Origin of the sequence: Pseudomonas sp. DP-17 (assembly GCF_022380625.1) — a bacterium.
GTDB lineage: Bacteria > Pseudomonadota > Gammaproteobacteria > Pseudomonadales > Pseudomonadaceae > Pseudomonas > Pseudomonas nitroreducens_A.
On sequence record NZ_JAKSXG010000002.1, the window covers coordinates 236,366 to 255,043 of the forward strand.

14 protein-coding genes are annotated in these 18,678 nt (G+C 67.0%); 6 read left to right on the forward strand and 8 right to left on the reverse strand.

Translation table 11 applies throughout. From position 1 onward, the window contains the following. Nucleotides 1-173: 173 nt before the first annotated feature. Both MJ122_RS06765 and MJ122_RS06770 read left to right on the forward strand, forming a co-directional pair. A complete protein-coding gene (locus tag MJ122_RS06765) occupies nucleotides 174-635 on the forward strand; it encodes an Lrp/AsnC family transcriptional regulator (RefSeq protein WP_017518322.1) in 462 nt (153 codons plus the stop codon). Between the two features lie 359 nt (nucleotides 636-994). Next, complete coding sequence (locus MJ122_RS06770) at nucleotides 995-1,237, forward strand: DUF2790 domain-containing protein (RefSeq protein WP_239743157.1); 243 nt, start codon at nucleotides 995-997, stop codon at nucleotides 1,235-1,237. Nucleotides 1,238-1,408: 171 nt separating this feature from the next. Here MJ122_RS06770 and MJ122_RS06775 read toward each other — a convergent pair whose 3' ends face one another. The 6 genes from MJ122_RS06775 to MJ122_RS06800 all read right to left on the reverse strand — a co-directional run bounded on the left by MJ122_RS06775 (nucleotide 1,409) and on the right by MJ122_RS06800 (nucleotide 9,155). Then, the gene (locus tag MJ122_RS06775; protein WP_239743159.1) at nucleotides 1,409-2,746 is read right to left on the reverse strand and encodes an alginate export family protein; all 1,338 of its coding nucleotides are present in this window, start codon (nucleotides 2,744-2,746) and stop codon (nucleotides 1,409-1,411) included. A 227-nt stretch (nucleotides 2,747-2,973) separates the two neighbouring features. Next, nucleotides 2,974-3,921, reverse strand: a complete 948-nt coding sequence (locus MJ122_RS06780) for a helix-turn-helix domain-containing protein (protein WP_239743161.1) — start codon at nucleotides 3,919-3,921, stop codon at nucleotides 2,974-2,976. A 92-nt stretch (nucleotides 3,922-4,013) separates the two neighbouring features. After that, on the reverse strand, nucleotides 4,014-5,033 hold the full coding sequence (locus MJ122_RS06785) for a phosphotransferase (RefSeq protein WP_239743164.1): 1,020 nt from the start codon (nucleotides 5,031-5,033) through the stop codon (nucleotides 4,014-4,016). An 11-nt stretch (nucleotides 5,034-5,044) separates the two neighbouring features. After that, on the reverse strand, nucleotides 5,045-6,319 hold the full coding sequence (locus MJ122_RS06790; RefSeq protein WP_239743166.1) for an aminotransferase class III-fold pyridoxal phosphate-dependent enzyme: 1,275 nt from the start codon (nucleotides 6,317-6,319) through the stop codon (nucleotides 5,045-5,047). Then, nucleotides 6,312-7,631 (reverse strand): amino acid permease, encoded by a 1,320-nt coding sequence (locus MJ122_RS06795; protein WP_239743168.1) that lies wholly within the window; start codon nucleotides 7,629-7,631, stop codon nucleotides 6,312-6,314. The genes MJ122_RS06790 and MJ122_RS06795 overlap by 8 nt, the downstream gene beginning before the upstream one ends. A 462-nt stretch (nucleotides 7,632-8,093) precedes the next feature. Beyond that, nucleotides 8,094-9,155 carry an ABC transporter substrate-binding protein gene (locus MJ122_RS06800; protein WP_088418507.1) on the reverse strand — a complete coding sequence of 354 codons (1,062 nt, stop codon included), beginning with the start codon at nucleotides 9,153-9,155 and terminating at the stop codon, nucleotides 8,094-8,096. A gap of 256 nt (nucleotides 9,156-9,411) precedes the next feature. Between MJ122_RS06800 and MJ122_RS06805 the strand changes: the two genes are divergently transcribed. The 4 genes from MJ122_RS06805 (at nucleotide 9,412) to katE (ending at nucleotide 15,863) form a co-directional block, all read left to right on the forward strand. Continuing rightward, the gene (locus MJ122_RS06805; protein ID WP_275590613.1) at nucleotides 9,412-11,028 is read left to right on the forward strand and encodes an ABC transporter permease; all 1,617 of its coding nucleotides are present in this window, start codon (nucleotides 9,412-9,414) and stop codon (nucleotides 11,026-11,028) included. After that, on the forward strand, nucleotides 11,025-11,852 hold the full coding sequence (locus tag MJ122_RS06810) for an ABC transporter ATP-binding protein (protein ID WP_239743172.1): 828 nt from the start codon (nucleotides 11,025-11,027) through the stop codon (nucleotides 11,850-11,852). The genes MJ122_RS06805 and MJ122_RS06810 overlap by 4 nt, the downstream gene beginning before the upstream one ends. A gap of 111 nt (nucleotides 11,853-11,963) precedes the next feature. Continuing rightward, entirely contained in the window at nucleotides 11,964-13,574 is a 1,611-nt protein-coding gene (locus MJ122_RS06815) for an arylsulfatase (RefSeq protein WP_239743174.1), read from the forward strand. Between the two features lie 162 nt (nucleotides 13,575-13,736). Continuing rightward, entirely contained in the window at nucleotides 13,737-15,863 is a 2,127-nt protein-coding gene (gene katE, locus MJ122_RS06820; RefSeq protein ID WP_239743176.1) for a catalase HPII, read from the forward strand. A 493-nt stretch (nucleotides 15,864-16,356) separates the two neighbouring features. Here the strand turns inward: katE and MJ122_RS06825 are convergent, their stop codons facing one another. Continuing rightward, nucleotides 16,357-17,307 carry a class I SAM-dependent methyltransferase gene (locus tag MJ122_RS06825; RefSeq protein WP_239743178.1) on the reverse strand — a complete coding sequence of 317 codons (951 nt, stop codon included), beginning with the start codon at nucleotides 17,305-17,307 and terminating at the stop codon, nucleotides 16,357-16,359. Then, on the reverse strand, nucleotides 17,304-18,677 hold the full coding sequence (locus tag MJ122_RS06830; RefSeq protein WP_239743180.1) for an iron-containing redox enzyme family protein: 1,374 nt from the start codon (nucleotides 18,675-18,677) through the stop codon (nucleotides 17,304-17,306). Before MJ122_RS06830 ends, MJ122_RS06825 begins: the two co-directional genes overlap by 4 nt. Nucleotide 18,678: the final 1 nt, after the last annotated feature.

Below are 18,678 nucleotides of genomic sequence, written 5' to 3' on the forward strand. Positions count from 1 at the left end.
GCAGGGTTGCGCAGCGGGTGGTGACATCACTCATGGTGAGGTCCTCGGTTGTTGTAGTTGTGGTTTCAGTATAGGTGTGACCGATTGGTTTTTTGCTCCAAATTGACTAGGTCTGAGCTTGCGGATTAGTGTGTTTGAACTATAAAAACGACCTTCCGTAGTACTGAGGAAAAATGGCTGAACTGGACCGCACCGACCTGAAAATCCTCCGCGCCCTGGCCGACGATGGCCGGCTCTCCTGGCGTGATCTGGCGCAGAACATCGGCCTGTCGCTGACCCCGACCTTGCGCCGGGTGCGCCGCCTGGAGGAGGAGCACTACATCCAGGGCTACTTCGCCCGGCTGGACGAAGAGCGCCTGTCCGGCGGCATGAGCGTCTTCGTCTCGGTGTCCCTGGAAAAACAGACCGGCGACTACCTCGCCCGGTTCGAAGAACGCATCGTCCAGGCGCCACAGGTGATGAGTTGCTTCCAGATGACCGGCGACGCCGACTACATGCTGCGGGTGGTGGTGAAGGACCTGTCGGCGTACCAGCTGTTCCTCACCAACACGCTGACGCAGATTCCCGGCGTGGCGGGAATCAAGTCGGCGTTCGCCCTGAAGTCGGTGATGCTGCGCTCGGCGCCGCCGATCTGACCGGCGGCGGGAAGCCCGGCCCGATGCAGGAGCCATGCCGCGATCGCGCGCATGGCTCGCTCCTGCAGCCGAGGCCGTGCAGGAGCCACCCGTGATCGTGCGCCTATGCGATGGGTATCGCTGCGCCCCACGTCGTCCTACGACGAGGCACGCTGGCCACTCTCCTGCGAAAGCGCTCCGCCCCAATCAGCCAGCATCCCGTGACAATCACCGGCGCGGGGCCGTTGCAAGCGGCCATTATTGCGCGATTCGCAGAAATGCATTGTCGAACTCGATCTGTGTAGGAAAGGTCCGATCAGCTAGATTTATGGCAGTGGGCCACGATCGACGCGACCCGCGTGATCCCTGAGGTTCCTGCCATGAAATCCACTCTTGCCGCACTCTTCGCCGTCCCTGCCTTGCTGCTGTCCTTCACCGCCTTCGCCGATGATGCCGTCGTCTACCACTACGGCATGCCGCTGGACGTGGCCAAGGTACTGAGCATTTCCCAACCCAATGATCGCTGCGAAGTCAGCCAGGCCACCATGGTCTACCTGGACTCCCAGGGCGAGCAGCACAGCGTCAAGTACCTGCGCCAGACCCCGCGCTGCAGCGACATCTGAGTCGGGCGCCCAACCGTTTCACCCCCCGTGCCGCCGGCTGCCAGGTCGTTCAGTGAACGACTGGCGCTGGCGGCCTGCTGCGCCGGATCGGGAATGGTCCGGATGACATCGTGGTGTCGCGCTTGATCGGGTCGTGCCGAGGTCTGTCACAGCAGTCGAGGTCGTCTGACCTTAGAAGGTGGTGGAGAACAGCAGCTGGCTGTAGAGGTTGCTGTTGTCGTTGCCGATCTGGGTGCCGCCTTCGGCCGCGCTCTTCTTCGGCTGGTACAGGCCCACCAGCGGGATGATCACCAGGTGCTCGTTGATCGCCCACTCGGCGTAGAGGTCCAGCTCGCGGCCGTCGGTGTTGCCCAGGTCGGTGTCCAGGGTGTGGAAGTCGAAGTACTGCGCGCCGATGGAAAGGTTCTCCAGCGGGGTGACCTTGGCGCCGACATTGTGTACGCGGGTGTTGTTGTTGAACGGACCGGAGTAGTTGCCTGCCACCTCGCCCTGGAACCAGGTGCCGAAGCCGCGGCTGAAGCCGTAGAAGAGAGTGTCGTAGCCTTCCGAGAAGCGGCTGAAGCGGTAGCTGACATAGGGTTTCCAGGCGACGTCGGAGAAGGTCCAGCCGGCTTCCAGGTACCAGGCGCTGGCGGTGTCGTCGGTGTACTGGGCGTCGCGCCTGTCCTGCCAGGCGTATTCGCCGGAGAGGAACAGGTTCTCCACGCCGGCGTTGCCGGTGCCGCGCAGGCTGTAGGTCTTCATGTCCTTGCGGTCGAGCTGGATGGGCGAGGCGTAGCGCTCGTCGATGTCGGTGACGTCGATGTAGGTGAGGCCGAAGGTCGCTTTCGGGGCGACGTGCTCCAGGGTGGCGACGTACAGCTCGGAGTTGGCCTGGGCGCGGTTGTCCGACTTCAGGCGCATCAGGTCGCCGCGCCAGCCTTCCTTGCCGCCGATGCGCAGCACGGCGGTCTCGTCGAAGTCGCGGCGCGCTGCCAGGTAATAGGCGCCGCCACGGTTGTACTCGCCGTCCGCCAGGCCCTTGCCCATGTTCAGGGCGTCGCCGTCGATCAGGAAGCCATCGCCGACCACGATGTTCTGGCGGCCGAAGGACAGGTCGATGCCGTCCTCGCCCAGCACCGGGAACAGCCCGGCCGAACGCCAGCCGGCGTAGGCGTCCTCGATCTTGGTGGTGCGTTCGGAACCGTCGCTGAAACCGGCGGCGTCGCCGTCGTCCCAGGTACCGGAACTGAGCAGGTTGAACGCGCCATAGGCGGTGCCCGCGCCGCCGAGCTTCTGGTCGCCGCTCAGGCCGTACTTGATGAAGCCTTCCTGCCAGGAGGACGAGCCTTCATCCAGCGTGCCCGTCATGTTGTAACGCTCCTGGCTGTGGAACAGCCCGAAGGTCGCCGAGAGGTCGGCGTTCAGGTGCGTGTCGTCGGTCGCGTACAGCTCGTAGGCACTGGCGGAACTGGCCCCGGCGATGAGCAGGGCGAGCAGGGTGGGGCGCAGCACGGCGGCGTGGGTCATGGCGAAGGCATCCGTTGTTCTTGTCGGTTGGAGGGGATGGGTCTTCTGCCGATGCTAAGTAAGGGCTGGCCCTGTGCCGTTGCTCCTGTCTGCCAAGTAATTGGGTGTGGTTGCCAGATCGGGCGATGGTGCTTTTGTAGGAGCGAGCTTGCTCGCGAACCCGCTTGAGGCGGGAGCTGCCGGTGAGTTTGTTCGCGAGCAAGCTCGCTCCTACGAAGAGCAGAAGCTCAGCGCATGCGCGAGAGCAGCGACGGCTGCTCCGCATACAACCGCTTGTACAAGGCCGAGAAATGGCTGGAACTGGCGAAGCCCAGGTCCAGTGCCAGGTTCGTGATGCTCTGCTGCGGCTCCTGCTTGAGCCGGCGGCGCGCCTCGGCCAGGCGCAGGCTGAGGAAGAACTGCTGCGGCGTGCTCTGGCAGATCTGCCGGAAGCAGTACTGCAGGGTGCGCTGGCTGGTATTCAGGCTCTGGCTCAGTTCCAGCAACGACAGCGGCTCGGAAAGGTCCGCCTGCATGCGCTCGATGGCTGCCAGCACCAGCCGGCGGTGCTGCTGCAAAGAGCGTGGCGCGCCCTCGCGGTCGCTGCCGGGAAGGATTTCCTCCAGCGCCTGCAGCACGTGGCTCAGCACCAGGGCAACGGCGTGGCCGGCCTGTTGGGGGTCATCTACCCGCCAGGGCTCGCCTTCGAAGGCGGCGAGGGCGTCGCAGAGGCTGCGGCGCAGGTCTCCTGCACCGGTGGGTGAGAGTTGCAGGCGGCGTTGCTGTAGCGCGCGCTCGAACAACTCGCGCTCCTCGGCGCCGAGCAGGCGTTCCAGCTGCGGCTGGCTGAAGGTCAGGCCGAGCATGTGGATTTCGCCGGCGGCGCAGATTTCCAGCTCGCGGCCGCCTTCGAGTACCAGCAGGGTGTCGTCATGCAGGGCCTGGCCGTTGAAGCGCGAATCGGCGCTGGCGCGCAGCGGGATGCCGATCACCAGGTGGCCGGCGGGCGGCGCCATGTTCTCGTGCAGGTGCAGGTTGGAGTGTTCGTAGATCAGCGAGGCGCCGGGCAACTGCACATGCAGCAGCTCCGCCTGCAGGCGGCCGTGGCCGAGCTGGGTGTAGTCCTGGCTCCAGCCGGCGAGGGCGCAGGCCAGTTCATCGGAGTCGGTTGCCTGGTGGCGGGCTATGCCGGTCATGGCGGTTCACCTCGGTTATGCGCCGAGTATCGGCCAGCGTTGGCGCGCAGGCTTGTGCCTGCGCGCCAGGGTGTTGCGACGCTCTGCCAGATTCAACGGCCGGCAAGGTAGGCGCTGGCCAGTGTACAGGCGCGCTCGATCAGCATGGGGGCCAGCTCCCGCGCGGTTTCGCTGTTGCGCCGGGTGTGCACCCAGCCCAGGTAGGTGGTGCCGCGCAGGGCAAGGAACAGTGGCAGGGCGGCGCGGTCGGCGGCGGACAGCGGCTTGACCGCGTCGTAGCCGGCCAGCAGCGCCGCCTGGATCTGCGCCAGGCGCGGGTCGTCCAGGCAGAAGTACAGCGCGGTAGCCAGCTCGAACATGTGCCAGCCGAAACCGGCATCGTCGAAGTCGATCAGCTGCAGTTCGCCGCCCTCGAGCAGCAGGTTTTCCGGCACCAGGTCGGCGTGGATCATGCCGAAGTTGCCCAGGTTGCGGCCGTAGCGGCGCAGGACCAGACGGGCCTCCTGGCGGAAGTGCTGAAGCAGGTCGCGCTGCTGGTCGCTGAGCAGGTCCAGCTCCCAGAAGCGTCCCCAGAACGGATTGGCGCCGACCAGGCCTTCCTCGTCCCAGGCGTGCCGGGTGAACTCGTTGGGTTGGCGCCACTGTGCCGAATTCAGGTGGATGCGCGCGGCAACGGCGCCGGCCTGGTGGAACAGGGCCTGGATGTCGCCCTCGGCGCTCAGGCCCTGTTCGGCGGAGCCCAGGGTGCTGCCGCCGAGCCAGCCGAGCATGTCGACGAAGCGCGACTCCGCCAGGGCGGCGCTGCGTACCTCGGCCAGGTGTTCGCCGCTGCGGGTGCGGATGATGCTCGGCACACCGATGCCGCCAGCGGCCAGTTGCTCCATCCAGGTCAGCTCGGAGCGCAGCGCCGCCTCGCTGTGGTAGCCGCCACGGTGCACGCGCAGGGCGCTACGGGTGCCGTCGCTGCGGGTGGCGCAGAAAACCGCATTTTCCCGGTACTTGAGCAGTTCCAGACCGATGAAATCGCCGTCCCAGTGGCGCAGGGCGTCCAGCGCCAGCTCGCGCAGGCAGGCGATCTGCTGGTCGTGGTCGAGCATTGAGAAGTCAGTCATGCCAGTGTCCTTCATAGCTCGCCCAGGACCTGGTCCAGGGTGTGGATGAACAGCTCGCCGTGTTCGCCCTGGAAGGGCAGCGGCGGGCGAATCTTGAGGATGTTGTCGGCGCCGCCGATCTTGCTGATCAACACGCCGCGCTGGCGCATGGCATTGACGATGCGCCGCGCTTCCAGGCCGGCCGGCTCGCGGGTGGCGCGGTCACGCACCAGCTCCACGGCGAAGAACAGGCCCTGGCCGCGCACGTCGCCGATGATCGAGTGGCGCTCGGCAAGGCGGTGCAGCCCGGCACTGAGCTTCGCACCCTGGCGCCGGGCGTTGCCTTGCAGGTCCTCTTCGGCGATCACGTCGAGCACCGCCTGGCCGACGGCCGCGCCCACGGGCGAGCCGCCGAAGGTGTTGAAGTACAGGTTGGCGCGGCCGAAGGTTTCGACGCGCTCGCGGCTGGTCACCAGCCCGGCCAGGGGGAATCCGTTGCCCATGGGCTTGCCGAGGGTGACGATGTCCGGCACCAGCGGGTGCGACTGGTGGCCCCACAGGTGATCACCGGTGCGGGCGAAGCCCGATTGCACCTCGTCGGCGATCAGCAGGCCGCCGGCCTCGCGCACCAGCTTCGCCACGCGCTCCAGGTAGCCGGCTGGCAGGCGCGGAATGCCTTCGTTGGCGAACAGGGTATCGATCAGCATCGCCGCCAGGCCGACGCCTGCCGCCTGCAGCTCGGCGATGGCCTCGGCGACCTTCGTGACGTAGCGGTCGGCGACCTGCTCGGGCGTGCCGGCGGCGTGGTACAGGCAGGGGATCGGCACGGCCCGAGCATGGGCCGAGAACGGCTCCGAGCTGGGCAGCGCGGTGGTCACCGCGGCCAGCATGGTGGTGTTGCCGTGGTAGTTGTAGTCGCTGACGATCACGCCCTTGTTGCCGGTGGCGAAGCGCGCCATGCGCAGGGCCAGTTCGTTGGCCTCGCTGCCGGTGCAGGTGAACATCAGGCTGTCCAGCGGTTCGGCGAAGGTCGCGGTGAGGCTTTCGGCGTAGCGCACCACGCGCTCGTTGAGGTAGCGGGTGTGGATGTTCAGCGTCGCCGCCTGTTCGGCCATGGCCGCCACCACCCTGGGGTGGCAGTGACCGACGCAGGGCACGTTGTTGTAGCAGTCCAGGTAGCGTTTGCCGGCAGCGTCGGTCAGCCAGACGCCTTCACCCTTCACCAGCTCCAGCGGCTCGTCGTAGAACAGTGGCGAGGCATCGCCCATGACCTGGTGGCGGCGTTGCAGCAGGGTTGCTTCAGACATTCTCGGCATTCTCCAGGGGCTTGCCGGCGCGGCTCGCGGCGCGCAGCAGGTAGTTGAGGATGAGGGCGGCGACCACCAGGGCCAGGGCGCTGAGCATCGCCACTTCCAGCTGGAAGCAGGCAGCGATCACCACCAGGGTCAGCAGCATGCCGACGCTGGCCACGACCGGGCCGCCGCGCAGGCAAAAGGGACGCACCAGACCGGGCTGGGTGCGGTGCAGGCGCAGGTAGGCGGCAAACAGCACCAGGTGGCAGCTGCCCAGCAACAGGACGATGCACAGCAGGAGTTTTTCCGGCGGCACCAGGGTCAGTGGCAGGCCGATCACGGTCAGCACCAGCAGGGCCACGTAGGGCGAGCCACGACGGTTGGTGCGGGCCAGAGCGGCGGGGAAGAAGCCGTCGCGGGCCAGGGCGAACAGTTGGCGGGAGGCGGAGAACACCACCGAGAAGAAGGTGGCCAGCAGGCCGCACACGGCGCCGGAACCGACCAGCAAGGGCAGCCAGTCGCGCTCGCGGTAGAGTCCGCCGTGGGTCATGGCGGCGTACAGCGGATCCCCCGCGTTGCCGACGACTTCCACGCCGGCAGCTCCCGGCGCGCTGATCACCACGGTCAGGGCGGTCAGCAGCAGGGTTCCGACGGCGGCGATGATCCCGCGCGGCATGCTGCGGCAGGGGTCGGCGGCTTCCTCGGCAGCGGAGGCGACCTGCTCCAGGCAGATGAACATCCAGATGGCGAAGGGGACGCAGGCAAACACGCCGGAGACGCTCACGCCCGGCAGTGCACTGCCGGATGTAGCCAGCAGATTCTCCCAGTGCACGTGGGGCAGCATGGCGCCGCCGAAGGCGAGCAGTGCGATGGCGGCCACCGCGCCGGCCAGCAGCGTCAGCCCGAGGGCTTCACCCACGCCGATGATATGGATGCCGATGATCACCGCGAACAGGCCGATGCGCACCGGCCAGCCGCCGAAGCCGAACACCGATTCCATGTAGGCGGCGAGGAAGTTGGCCGCGGCACCCGTGCCGATGGTGAGCGCCAGCGCGCAGGCGGCGCCGACCAGGTAGCCGACGAAGGGCCCGAAGGCCAGCTGTGCGTAGGCGAACACGCCGCCAGCGTGGGGCCTGGCAGTGGAGAGTTCGCACACGCACAGCGCCAGGCCGCCGCAGAGCACGGCCATCAGCAGGGTGGCGACGAGCATGTTGGCCCAGCCGCTGCTGGCCAGGCCGTAGTTCCAGCCGGAGAACTGCCCGGCGATGACCAGTGAAATGCCGAGCCCGGCGATCTGGGGCCAGCGGAGTACGCCTTGTTTGAGCATGGTGGTTGTCCCTTGCCTGTGAATGATGGGGAATCGAACAGCAGTCAGCCGCGAGCGCCGAAGCGCAGTGGGCAAGGGAAATCGGCGACGGGTGCAGGCGCCTGGATGCGTGGAGTCATGGAGCGGGCCCTTCTTGTTGTTTTATGGGGTGGTGCACGCGCCCGCCGTCAGGAGCAGCGGGCAGGCAGAAGGTACGAAGGGCGCGGGGTGGGGCGATATCAGAAATGCGCAAAGACGCAAGGCGGGCGTTGCACATCGGTGAGGGCTTGCCGTGAACCCCTTGGCGGTGACGTCCGTTCGCGGGCGGGCTCGCTCCCGCCGGTTGGGACGTGACCATGAGAGACCGGCCCGAAGGCCGGTTGGGCGGGCGGCGCAAAGCGCATCACATGCACTTGAATGCCGGGGCTGGAATGTGGCTGACCCCGAGGCCGCTGGGGCGCGGCGCAGGGGGCGTGAGGCGAATTACTGAATCGCCGCCACCGGTTGCCCGGCGAGCTGGCGGCTCGCTGCGTCCTGTAGCGCCGGGCTGGCCCAGTCGGCGGCCTTGAAGTCGCGGCGGATCAGGCCGTAGGACTTCGCTGCCGTGATCGATGCGTCCAGGCGGCCGAGGAAGTCAGCGTCCAGCTTGGGCGACAGCACCTCCAGCAGCGGGCGGCCCTGGTATTCGCTCTTGAAGATCACCGCCGGGTAGTTGGCCTGTCGGGATATCAGGTCGATGTACGCATCGCGATTGGCGTCGGCACTGGCCCATTGCACGGCCTGCAGTTGTACCTTGAGCAGGCGCTCGACGATGTCCGGGTGGGCGTCGACGAACTCGCCGTTGCCCACCAGCAGCGCCTGCAGGGTCCCGGCGCCGCCGAGGTCATGGGTGCTCAGGGGGATTTCAGCCAGACCCTTGTCACGCAGGGCGAACAGGCCCGCCAGGCCCCAGGTGGCGTCGATCTGCCTCGCGGCGAGTGCGGCGAGGGCTGCGCTGAAGTCGAGGTTGATCACCTTCAGGTCCTTCTCCGACAGGCCGGCACTGGCCAGCGCGTTGTCGAACGACAGCTGGCTGGCTGTGCCACGGAAGATGCCCACGCGCTTGCCCTTGAGGTCGGCCAGGGACTTGATTCCCGAGCCCGGCTGCACGCCCAGGTAATGGTTCACACCGCGCGCGGTGGCGGCCAGCAGGCGGCTGTCCAGGCCGCTGGACTTGCCGATGATCGCGGCAAGATCGCCCAGGTAGGCGAAGTCCACCTGGCCATTGGCGAAGGCCTCGTTGACCACCGGCCCGGCACCCTTGAAGAAGCTCCATTTGACCTGGATGCCGTCAGCGGCGAATTCCTTCTCCAACAGTTGGCGGGTGTAGAGGATATCCGCCACGCCTCCGCTGGAGTGGTTCTGTCCGGCGCTGACATCGGGCACGGCGATGCGGATTTCCTTCACCGGCTCGGCGGCCTGGGTGATCAGCGGATAGGCGCCAAACAGACCCGCCAGCACTGGCGCAGCGAAGAGGGAGAGCAATTGATGGGTGAGGGCCTTCATGGCGCCTGCCTCCTGCAGTAGGGAGCGCGTATGGCTCCGGCGCCCGCACTAAAGGCACGGGGCTGCCCATCAACAAAATAATAAAAAGTGATTTTTTAGTAATTATTGGAGCTAAGCAAGCAGCCACACGGCTTCGCGGGCCGATGCCCGGAGGGCATAAAAAATATTCGGCGAATGCATTGGATCAGCGCCTGGGCCTTCCCTTAAATGCCCTGTGTTAGCTCATAAATGCATTGATATAACTATTTATATTCCAATGAAGAATATTGCCAAGCCATATCGCCTTGCTCTTCTCAGCCCCCGCCTGGGGCCCTCGACCTTTGGCTGGCGTGGGCTCGAACCGTTGTTGCCGTGGCTGGTGCCGCTGGCCGTCACCGTGTTGTGGTGGACGGCCAGCCATCGACACTGGATGTCCGCGCAAATCCTGCCCATGCCCGAGCTGGTGCTGCAGGCCGGCCGCGAACTCCTGGCCGGCGAGCTCTGGCAGCAGTTGGGCGTCAGTTTGAAACGTCTGCTCTGGGGCCTGCTGGCCGGCATCCTCAGCGGGTTGGCACTGGGCGCCTGGCTCGGCTTCAGCCGCCGCGCCGAGCGTCTGGTGCTGCCCACCTTCAGTGCCCTGGCGCAGGTCCCGACCCTGGCCTGGATTCCGCTGTTCATGCTGTTCTTCGGCATTGGCGAGCTGCTCAAGCTGGTGGTGCTGATCAAGGCCATCATCGTGCCGGTGACGCTGCACACCCTGGTCGGCGTGCGCGATGCCCAGCCGCGCCTGCACGAGGCCGCCGCCGTTCTGCGACTGCCGCGCCGGCTGTTGCTGTGGCGACTGATCCTGCCGGCGGCGCTGCCGGCTTTCCTCACCGGTGTGCGCCTGGCCCTGGCGCAGGGCTGGACCTCGCTGCTGGCCGTGGAGCTGCTGGCCTCCAGCGAAGGCATCGGCTACCTGATGGTGCAGGCGCGCCAGCTGTTCATGCTCGACATCGTCTTCGTCTGCATCCTCGTCATCGGCCTGGTGGGCGCGGCCATGGATCGCGGCATCCAGGCGCTGGACCGGCGCCTGGTGCACTGGCCGCAGCAGGCCGCCGGGGAGCTCCGCCGTACCGGGCTGGCCCGCAGCGGCGCGGGGCAGGGCTGGGAACGCCTGCAGCCCTGGCTGCTGCCGCTTGCCCTGCTGGCGATCTGGCAGGTGGCGAGCTCGCTGGAGTGGGTCGATCCGGCGATTCTCGCCAGCCCCGCGTCAGTGGCCGTTGCGCTATGGGACGGCCTGCTGGACAACAGCCTGACCATTGCGCTGCTGGCAAGCCTGCAACGCACGCTCGCCGGCTTGCTGCTGGGCGGCTCGCTGGGCTTCCTGCTCGGGCTCGGCCTGGGCTTGTGGCGCCCGGCGGAAAGACTGCTGGGCCCGTCCTTCGCGGCGCTGCGGCAGGTGGCGATCTTCGCGTGGGTACCGCTGCTCACCGCCTGGTTCGGGCTCGGCGAGCTGGCCAAGGTGGTGTTCGTCGGCCTTGCCGCGTTCTTCCCGTTGCTGCTGGCGACCCAGCGCGGCATCGCCAGCCTGCCGGCGCAACTGACCGAGGCGGCCATCGCGCTGCGCCTCTCGCCCTGGCAACGCCTGCGCCGGCTGGTCCTGCCAGGGGCCGCGCCCTCGGTATTCGCCGGGGTGCGCCTGGCGCTGATCTACGCCTGGCTCGGCACCATCGGCGCCGAGTACTTCATGCCCTCGGACGGTGGCATCGGCAGCCTGATGATCGGCGCGCAACAACTCTTCCGCATGGACCTGGTCGGCGCCGGCATGTTGCTGGTCGGCCTCACCGGAGCCCTGCTGGCCGCACTCGGCCAGCGCATCGAAGCGCGGGTGACGCGCTGGAGACACGCATGAACGCTTTCGCATCCCAGGCGCTGGTGAGCTTTCGCCAGGTCGCCAAGAGTTTCCCCGTGGACGGTCGCGAGCTGCAGGCCATCGAACGTTTCGACCTGGAAATCGCCGACGGCGAGTTCATCGCCATCGTTGGCGCCAGTGGTTGTGGCAAGTCCACGCTGCTGCGCCTGCTGGTGGGGCTGGACCGCGAGTTCCAGGGTGAGATCCGCATCGACGGTGCGCCCATCGACGGCATCGGCGGCGAGCGCGGCATCGTGTTCCAGGAGCACCGCCTGTTCCCCTGGCTGAACGTGGAGCAGAACGTCGCCCTCGGGCTGGTCAACGAGCCGCTGAGCGAGACCGGCAAGGCCGCCAGGGTCGCCGACTACCTGCAGCTGGTCGGCCTGACGGCCTTCGCCCGTGCCTACCCGCACCAGCTGTCCGGCGGCATGGCACAGCGCGTGGCGATCGCCCGTGGCCTGGTGGCCAGCCCGCGCATCCTACTGCTGGACGAACCCTTCGGCGCGCTGGATGCCCTGACCCGCCAGCAGTTGCAGGAAGAACTGCTGCGCATCCGCCAGCGCGAACGCATCACCACCGTGCTGGTGACCCACGATGTGGAAGAGGCGCTATTCCTCGCCGACCGGGTCGTGGTGATGGCGCCGCGCCCGGGGCGCATCAAGCGCATCGTCGAGGTGCCGCTGGCGCACCCGCGTGAGCGCGGTGGCTACGACTTCCTGCGCCAGCGCGAGGCGCTGCTGCACGAACTGACGGGCGAGGGCGACTACGTCGCGCCACAGCCGAGGCGGGTGGAAGACCTGCCGTTCGAGTTCATTGCCTGCTGACTCCGGGAACCCTCTCCCTAACCCTGGCGGAGGGAGAGGGGAGTCGTGGGCAGGATGTCCCGGAAAAGCACAGTCGCACCTATCCATCATTACCCTTGAACGAGTCCGACCATGAGCAAACGCCCCAACTTCCTCGTCATCGTCGCCGACGACCTCGGCTTCTCCGACCTCGGCGCCTTCGGCGGCGAGATCGCCACGCCGCACCTGGACGCCCTGGCCCTCGACGGCCTGCGCCTGACCGACTTCCACACCGCGCCGACCTGTTCGCCGACACGCTCGATGCTGCTCACCGGCACCGACCACCACATCGCCGGCATCGGCACCATGGCCGAGGCGCTGACGCCTGAGCTGGAGGGCAAGCCGGGCTACGAGGGCTACCTCAACGACCGCGTCGTGGCGCTGCCCGAACTGCTGCGCGAGGCGGGCTACCAGACGCTGCTGTCCGGCAAATGGCACCTGGGCCTGAAGCTGGAACAGGCGCCCCATGCGCGTGGATTCGAGCGCTCCTTCTCGCTGTTGCCCGGCGCTGCCAACCACTACGGTTTCGAGCCGCCGTACGACGACAGCACGCCGCGCATCCTCAAGAGCACGCCGGCCCTGTACGTCGAGGACGACCGGTTCATCGAGGAACTGCCGGCGGACTTCTATTCCTCCGATGCCTTCGGCGACAAATTGATCCAGTACCTGAAGGAGCGTGACCAGAACCGTCCGTTCTTCGCCTACCTGCCGTTCTCCGCGCCGCACTGGCCGCTGCAGGCGCCCAGGGAGGTGGTCGACAAGTACAAGGGCCGCTACGACGCCGGCCCCGAAGCGCTGCGCCTGGAGCGTCTGGAACGACTCAGGCAACTGGGCCTGATCGATGCTGACGTGAAGGCGCACCCGGTACTGGCGATCAGCAAGGAGTGGGCCCAGCTCAGCGATGAGGAGAAGGCCAGTTCCGCACGGGCCATGGAGGTCTACGCGGCGATGGTCGAGCGCCTGGACTGGAACGTCGGCCGCGTCGTCGAGTACCTGCGCCAGCAGGGCGAACTGGACAACACCTTCGTCCTGTTCATGTCCGACAATGGCGCCGAGGGTGCGCTGCTGGAAGCCTTCCCGCGCTTCGGGCCGGACTTGCTGAGCTTCCTCGACCAGCACTACGACAACAGCCTGGAGAACATCGGCCGCGCCAACTCCTACATCTGGTACGGTCCGCGCTGGGCCCAGGCCGCTACTGCGCCCTCGCGGCTGTACAAGGCCTTTACCACCCAGGGCGGTATCCGCGTGCCGGCGCTGGTGCGCTACCCGGCGCTGCAACGCCAGGGCGAGATCAGCCATTCGTTCTCCACGGTGATGGACATCACCCCGACCATTCTCGACCTCGCCGGCGTGCGGCATCCGGGCAGGCAGTGGCGCGGCCGCGAGGTGGCCGAGGTACGCGGCAAATCCTGGCTGGGCTGGCTGTCGGGTGAAACCGAACAGACCCATGACGAAAACACCGTCACCGGCTGGGAGCTCTTCGGCATGCGCGCGATCCGCCAGGGCGACTGGAAGGCCGTGTTCCTGCCCGCGCCGGTCGGCCCGGCGACCTGGCAGCTTTATGATCTCGCCCGCGACCCCGGCGAGACCCAGGATCTGGCCAAGAGCGAGCCGGCGAAACTGGAAGCGCTGATCGAACACTACAAGCAGTACGTCAACGAGACCGGGGTGATCGACGCGCCGCCGCCGTTCCTGGCGCGCTGAGCCGCTTCGAGCACAAGAACCCCGGGGAAATGCCCTCGGGGTTCCTGTCGCCTGCCTTACCGCTTGGAAAAAAGCCTGAACTCCGACGACCGGTCCTGTCCCAAGGGATAGGTACGAGGCGGCCAGCGAGCCGTCGATCATCCGTGACGAGGAGAACGCTTCATGGCACAGACCCCCGGCAAGCAGAGCGAACTGGCAGGCACCGGCACCACCGACCGTGGCAACACCAGCGAGAAGATCGAGCAACTGGAGCGCTACCGCGAGGACTCCACCGGCGAAGCCCTGACCACCAACACCAACGTGCGCATCGCCGACAACCAGAACAGCCTGCGCGCCGGCGACCGCGGCCCCTCGCTGCTGGAAGATTTCATCCTGCGCGAGAAGATCACCCACTTCGACCACGAGCGGATCCCCGAGCGCATCGTCCACGCGCGCGGCACGGCTGCCCATGGCTACTTCGAGTCCTATGACGACTGGAGCGCGCTGACCAAGGCGTCCTTCCTCGGCAAGGCCGGCAAGCAGACCCCGGTGTTCGTGCGCTTCTCCACCGTGCAGGGCCCGCGCGGCTCGGCGGATACGGTGCGCGACGTGCGCGGCTTCGCCGTGAAGTTCTACACCGACGAGGGCAACTACGACCTGGTGGGCAACAACATGCCGGTGTTCTTCATCCAGGACGCCATCAAGTTCCCCGACTTCGTCCACGCGGTGAAGCCCGAGCCGCACAACGAAATCCCCACCGGCGCCTCGGCCCACGATACCTTCTGGGACTTCGTCTCGCTGACGCCGGAATCCGCGCACATGGTCACCTGGGCCATGTCCGACCGTGCCATTCCGATTTCCCTGCGGCACATGCAGGGCTTCGGCGTGCATACCTTCCGCCTGATCAACGCGGCGGGCGAAAGCTCGCTGGTGAAGTTCCACTGGAAGCCCAAGGCCGGCGTCTGCTCGCTGGTCTGGGACGAGGCGCAGAAGCTCGCCGGCAAGGACCCGGACATCCACCGCCGCAAGCTGTGGGAGGACATCGAGAGTGGCGACTATCCCGAGTGGGAGCTGGGCGTGCAGGTGATTCCCGAGGCCGACGCTGACCAGTTCGACTTCGATCTGCTCGACCCGACCAAGCTGGTGCCCGAGGAACGGGTGCCGGTGAAGCTGCTCGGGCGCATGGTGCTCAACCGCAACCCGGACAACTTCTTCGCCGAGACCGAGCAGGCCGCCTTCCACCCCGGCCACATCGTGCCCGGCATCGACTTCAGCAACGACCCGCTGCTGCAGGGCCGGCTGTTCTCCTACACCGACACCCAGTTGCTGCGCCTGGGCGGCCCGAACTTCAACCAGATCCCGATCAACCAGCCGCTGTGCCCGTTCCACAACAACCAGCGCGACGGCCTGCACCAGCACATGATCCACAAGGGGCGCGCGTCCTATGAACCCAACTCCATCGACAACGGCTGGCCGAAGGAAACCCCGGCCGCGGCGCGCCAGGGCGGCTTCGCCAGCTACCACGAACCGGTGGCAGGGTCGAAGGTGCGCGTGCGCGCCGATTCCTTCGCCGACCACTTCAGCCAGGCCGCGCTGTTCTACCAGAGCCTGAGCGAGGCGGAGCAGGGGCACGTGGTGTCCGCCTACGCCTTCGAGCTGTCGAAGGTGGAGCGCATGTCGATCCGCGAGCGCGAGGTCAACGAGATCCTGGTGAACATCTCGCCGGACCTGGCGCAACGGGTCGCCAGCCAGATCGGGGTGAAAGTCACCGCGCAACCGACCGCTACGCCGCAGCCGCAGACGTCCCCGGCGCTCAGCCAGGCGAACCTGCTGTCCGGCGATATCCGTTCGCGCAAGGTGGCCATCCTGATTGCCGATGGTGTCAGCGAGAGTGACGTGAGCGACCTCACCGACGCACTGCAGAAAGCTGGCGCCAGCGCCAAGCTGATCGGCCCCAGCGCCGCGCCGGTGACGGCGGACAGCGGCACGGAGCTGATTCCCCATGGCAGCTATGACGGCTTGCCTTCGGTGGTATTCGATGCGGTGTTCGTGCCGGGCGGCGCACAGTCGGTGCAGACCCTGGGCGGCGACGGTCGCTCGCTGCACTACCTGCTCGAAGCCTACAAGCACCTCAAGCCGCTGGCTTTTGCCGGCGACGCCAAGGCGCTGCCGGGCCAGTTGGGCCTGCCGGCGGATGAGGGGGTGGTGCAGGGCGCTTCGGCGACCGATGTATTCGGGCCTCTGGAGGCGGCGCTGAAGCAGCACCGCATCTGGGCGCGCGAAGCGCAGATTGCGCGGATTCCGGCGTAGGGCCAGCACCGGTGGGCCTGGCTCGCTCCCTGACGAGCGAGCCAGGCCGCGCCCCGCTTCTGGCGCATTCCTGCAGCCTCTGTCGCGGGTGCGGTCAGCGCAGGAGCAACTGTCTTCTTCTGATCGTTCTGCCTTGGATTTCCCCTCTCCCTAACCCTCTCCCTGACGGGAGAGGGGATCGTATGGTGCAGGTTGAAACCAGGGCGTTAGCTGGCATTGGCGGCTCCCTCGCCCTTCGCAGCGTGCCCCTTGAACTTCTATTCAACGAGGGCATTTTTCGCCTAAGCGAAAAACCGAATGTCCAGGGCAAGACCTTTGCCTTCTTTGGGTCGTTTGCCAAAGAAGGTCGCCCGAGGGGGCGAAACAAGGAGTCCCGACACACGCCGGAGCGGCGCGGAACACCGAGATCCAGACATCGCGGACAGAGTTCGCGCCCAAGGCTCGTGACCGCTGAGCAGCGTCCAGGTACTCGGGGTTCATGCGGCCTGCAAGATCAACCCAGCCGCTTCATCGTCAGCGTCACTGCCGCGATCCGCTCGGCCTGCTGGTAGGCCGGGCATTCCAGTTCCTCGCCGAAGACGTCCGGGTCCATCTCCTCGTAGCGCCAACTGACCGGCCGGTCGGCCAGCAGTGCATCGAGACGGCGGCGCAGCGGCGCTTCGCCATTGACCACCGCGGCACCGGTGTAGAGCAGTAGCGAGCCACCCGGGGCGAGGCGCTCCAGTGCGGTCTCGACGATGCGCAGCGAGAGGCCGTCGCCCAGGTCGCCGCCGCCGTGGCGGTAGGTGCGTTCGTCCGGGTCGAGCAGGTAGGGCGGATTGGCGACTATCAGGTCGAACTGCCCGTCGATGGCATCCAGCAGGTTGCTCTGGCGGATCTGCAGATCATCGATGCCGGCGAGGCAGGCATTGGCGCGGGTGAAGTCCAGGGCGCGGGGGTTGATGTCCACCGCCGTGACTTCGGCGTCCGGGTAGGCCTGGGCGATGAGGATGGCCCCCGGGCCGGCGCCGCAGCCGATGTCCACGGCGCGACGCACCGAGTCGGCCGGCTCGCTGTCGAAATGGCGCTGCAGCGCCTGGGCGAAGCGATAGGTATCGGGGCCGAAGAACACCGCGTCGGATTCCAGCGTCGGGTAGGCCGAATGGGCGAAGAGCTGTCCGCCCAGGCTCGACCAGCGCACCGCGCTGCGCCACTGGCTGTCTTCGCGTTGCAGCAGGCCGCCGGTCTCCAGCAGCGCGAGCATGCGTTCGCTGATCACCGCGTCGGGGAACAACCGGCTCCAGCCGAACACGCCTTGCAGGTCCTCGGCGACCTGGTTCTGCGGGCGCGAGTTGACTCGCGCGTGGGTCGCCGGGGTGACGGTGGTAAAGCAATAGTTCTCCGCGCGCAGTTCTTCTCCAAGGGTGATCAGGGCTTGCAGGCGCGTGTCGAAGAAGGCGGTCATGGTTCGATTCCCAGTTTGTCGGTGTAGATACGGGTCGCCAGCAGGCCGGCGGGGGTGAAGTGCGAGTGCGGCGCCATCAGCTGTACCAGGCGATGCATACGGCTGCGCGGCGAAAGGGTGGTGAGTTCGTTGAGCAGGGCGCGCTCTTCGAGGGCGAAGTCCGAGTGCATCGGCGGCTCGCCCGCGATGGCCTTGTCGCTGCCACGCCACGGGTTGCGCGGCTGCGGTTCGTTCCAGTCGCCGGCAATCCAGTCGTGCAGCAGTTGCCGCTCGTAGGGGTTGAATACCCCGAACATGGCCGCCCCATCGCCGGAAATCAGGTTCCACAAGCGGCTGTGGGCCGGGTCCTGGTGACGGTTGATCCAGCCCTGGCGCTCCAGCGCTGCGAGGAATTCGCCCATGCGCCCCGGGCCGGCCAGCCACTGGTTCACGGTGCGCCCGCCGATGCGGGCGCGGTCGTCGTGCATCTGCTTGGCAAAGGGGCGCTTGCGCTCGAGCATGGCGATCATCTCGGCGTCCAGGTCAAAGCCATCGAGGATCTGCCGGTTGCCCAACCCGGCGTCGTTGAGGCGGTAGCCGGCGTGCACGCGGCGCAGGAATTCCTCCTGATCGGCCACCTGCGGCATGCACGCCTTGAGGGCCTGCAACGCCTTGCGCCCGTGGCCGCTCGCGGCGTTGTCGATGGTGACGTGGAGGCGGAAGTATTCCGGGTCGATGCCCAGTTCGCGCAGTTCGTAGCTGGTGATCATCAGGTGCAGCGGCGGCAGCTCGTATCCCAGGTTGTAACCCAGCACTTCGGGCAGGAAGTCGCCCGCCAGATAACCCAGTGCGAGTTGCAGGGTGCCCTGCAGATAGTGCGCGTCACTGAGTTGCGGCGGGGCGTCGCAACCCAGGCTGTCGAGCAGGCGCTGGTAGATCACCACATGATTGCGGGCGGGGATGCCGTGGCCCAGTTCTTCCAGGCAGATATGCACCAGCGGCAGCAGGCGCGGGTCGCTCCAGTGTTCGAGGATGCCGTAGAGCCAGGCTCCATCGACCTGCTTGGTGGGCGCCACCGCCTGCAGGAAATACAGCGCGTGGGCGCGGTTGCGGAAGTGTCGGCGCGGCGCGCCCTCGCGCCTGTCTTCCAGGTAGCTGGCGTACGCGGCCGCGCTGCACTCGGCGCGACTGGCCAGCCAGGCGTCCCAGTCTTGCGGGTCGGCGGGCAGCTCGTCGTCCTGCGATAGCTGTTGCTGCAACTGCTCCTGAAGGAATTCCGCCGCCGTTTCCAGGTGGCTCTGCGGCGCGCGCAGCAAGGCGTCGTAGAGATCCTGGGTGGAACGGCATGGGCGGCGGGGGGATACGGCCTTGCGGGAAGCGGGCAGTGTCATG

Excerpts from the sequence above, each read along its gene's own strand:
- MJ122_RS06765 (WP_017518322.1), top strand. The coding sequence starts at position 174 with ATGGCTGAACTGGACCGCACCGACCTGAAAATCCTCCGCGCCCTGGCC.
- MJ122_RS06770 (WP_239743157.1), top strand. The coding sequence starts at position 995 with ATGAAATCCACTCTTGCCGCACTCTTCGCCGTCCCTGCCTTGCTGCTG.
- MJ122_RS06775 (WP_239743159.1), bottom strand. The coding sequence starts at position 2,746 with ATGACCCACGCCGCCGTGCTGCGCCCCACCCTGCTCGCCCTGCTCATC.
- MJ122_RS06780 (WP_239743161.1), bottom strand. The coding sequence starts at position 3,921 with ATGACCGGCATAGCCCGCCACCAGGCAACCGACTCCGATGAACTGGCC.
- MJ122_RS06785 (WP_239743164.1), bottom strand. The coding sequence starts at position 5,033 with ATGACTGACTTCTCAATGCTCGACCACGACCAGCAGATCGCCTGCCTG.
- MJ122_RS06790 (WP_239743166.1), bottom strand. The coding sequence starts at position 6,319 with ATGTCTGAAGCAACCCTGCTGCAACGCCGCCACCAGGTCATGGGCGAT.
- MJ122_RS06795 (WP_239743168.1), bottom strand. The coding sequence starts at position 7,631 with ATGCTCAAACAAGGCGTACTCCGCTGGCCCCAGATCGCCGGGCTCGGC.
- MJ122_RS06800 (WP_088418507.1), bottom strand. The coding sequence starts at position 9,155 with ATGAAGGCCCTCACCCATCAATTGCTCTCCCTCTTCGCTGCGCCAGTG.
- MJ122_RS06805 (WP_275590613.1), top strand. The coding sequence starts at position 9,412 with ATGAAGAATATTGCCAAGCCATATCGCCTTGCTCTTCTCAGCCCCCGC.
- MJ122_RS06810 (WP_239743172.1), top strand. The coding sequence starts at position 11,025 with ATGAACGCTTTCGCATCCCAGGCGCTGGTGAGCTTTCGCCAGGTCGCC.
- MJ122_RS06815 (WP_239743174.1), top strand. The coding sequence starts at position 11,964 with ATGAGCAAACGCCCCAACTTCCTCGTCATCGTCGCCGACGACCTCGGC.
- katE (WP_239743176.1), top strand. The coding sequence starts at position 13,737 with ATGGCACAGACCCCCGGCAAGCAGAGCGAACTGGCAGGCACCGGCACC.
- MJ122_RS06825 (WP_239743178.1), bottom strand. The coding sequence starts at position 17,307 with ATGACCGCCTTCTTCGACACGCGCCTGCAAGCCCTGATCACCCTTGGA.
- MJ122_RS06830 (WP_239743180.1), bottom strand. The coding sequence starts at position 18,677 with ATGACACTGCCCGCTTCCCGCAAGGCCGTATCCCCCCGCCGCCCATGC.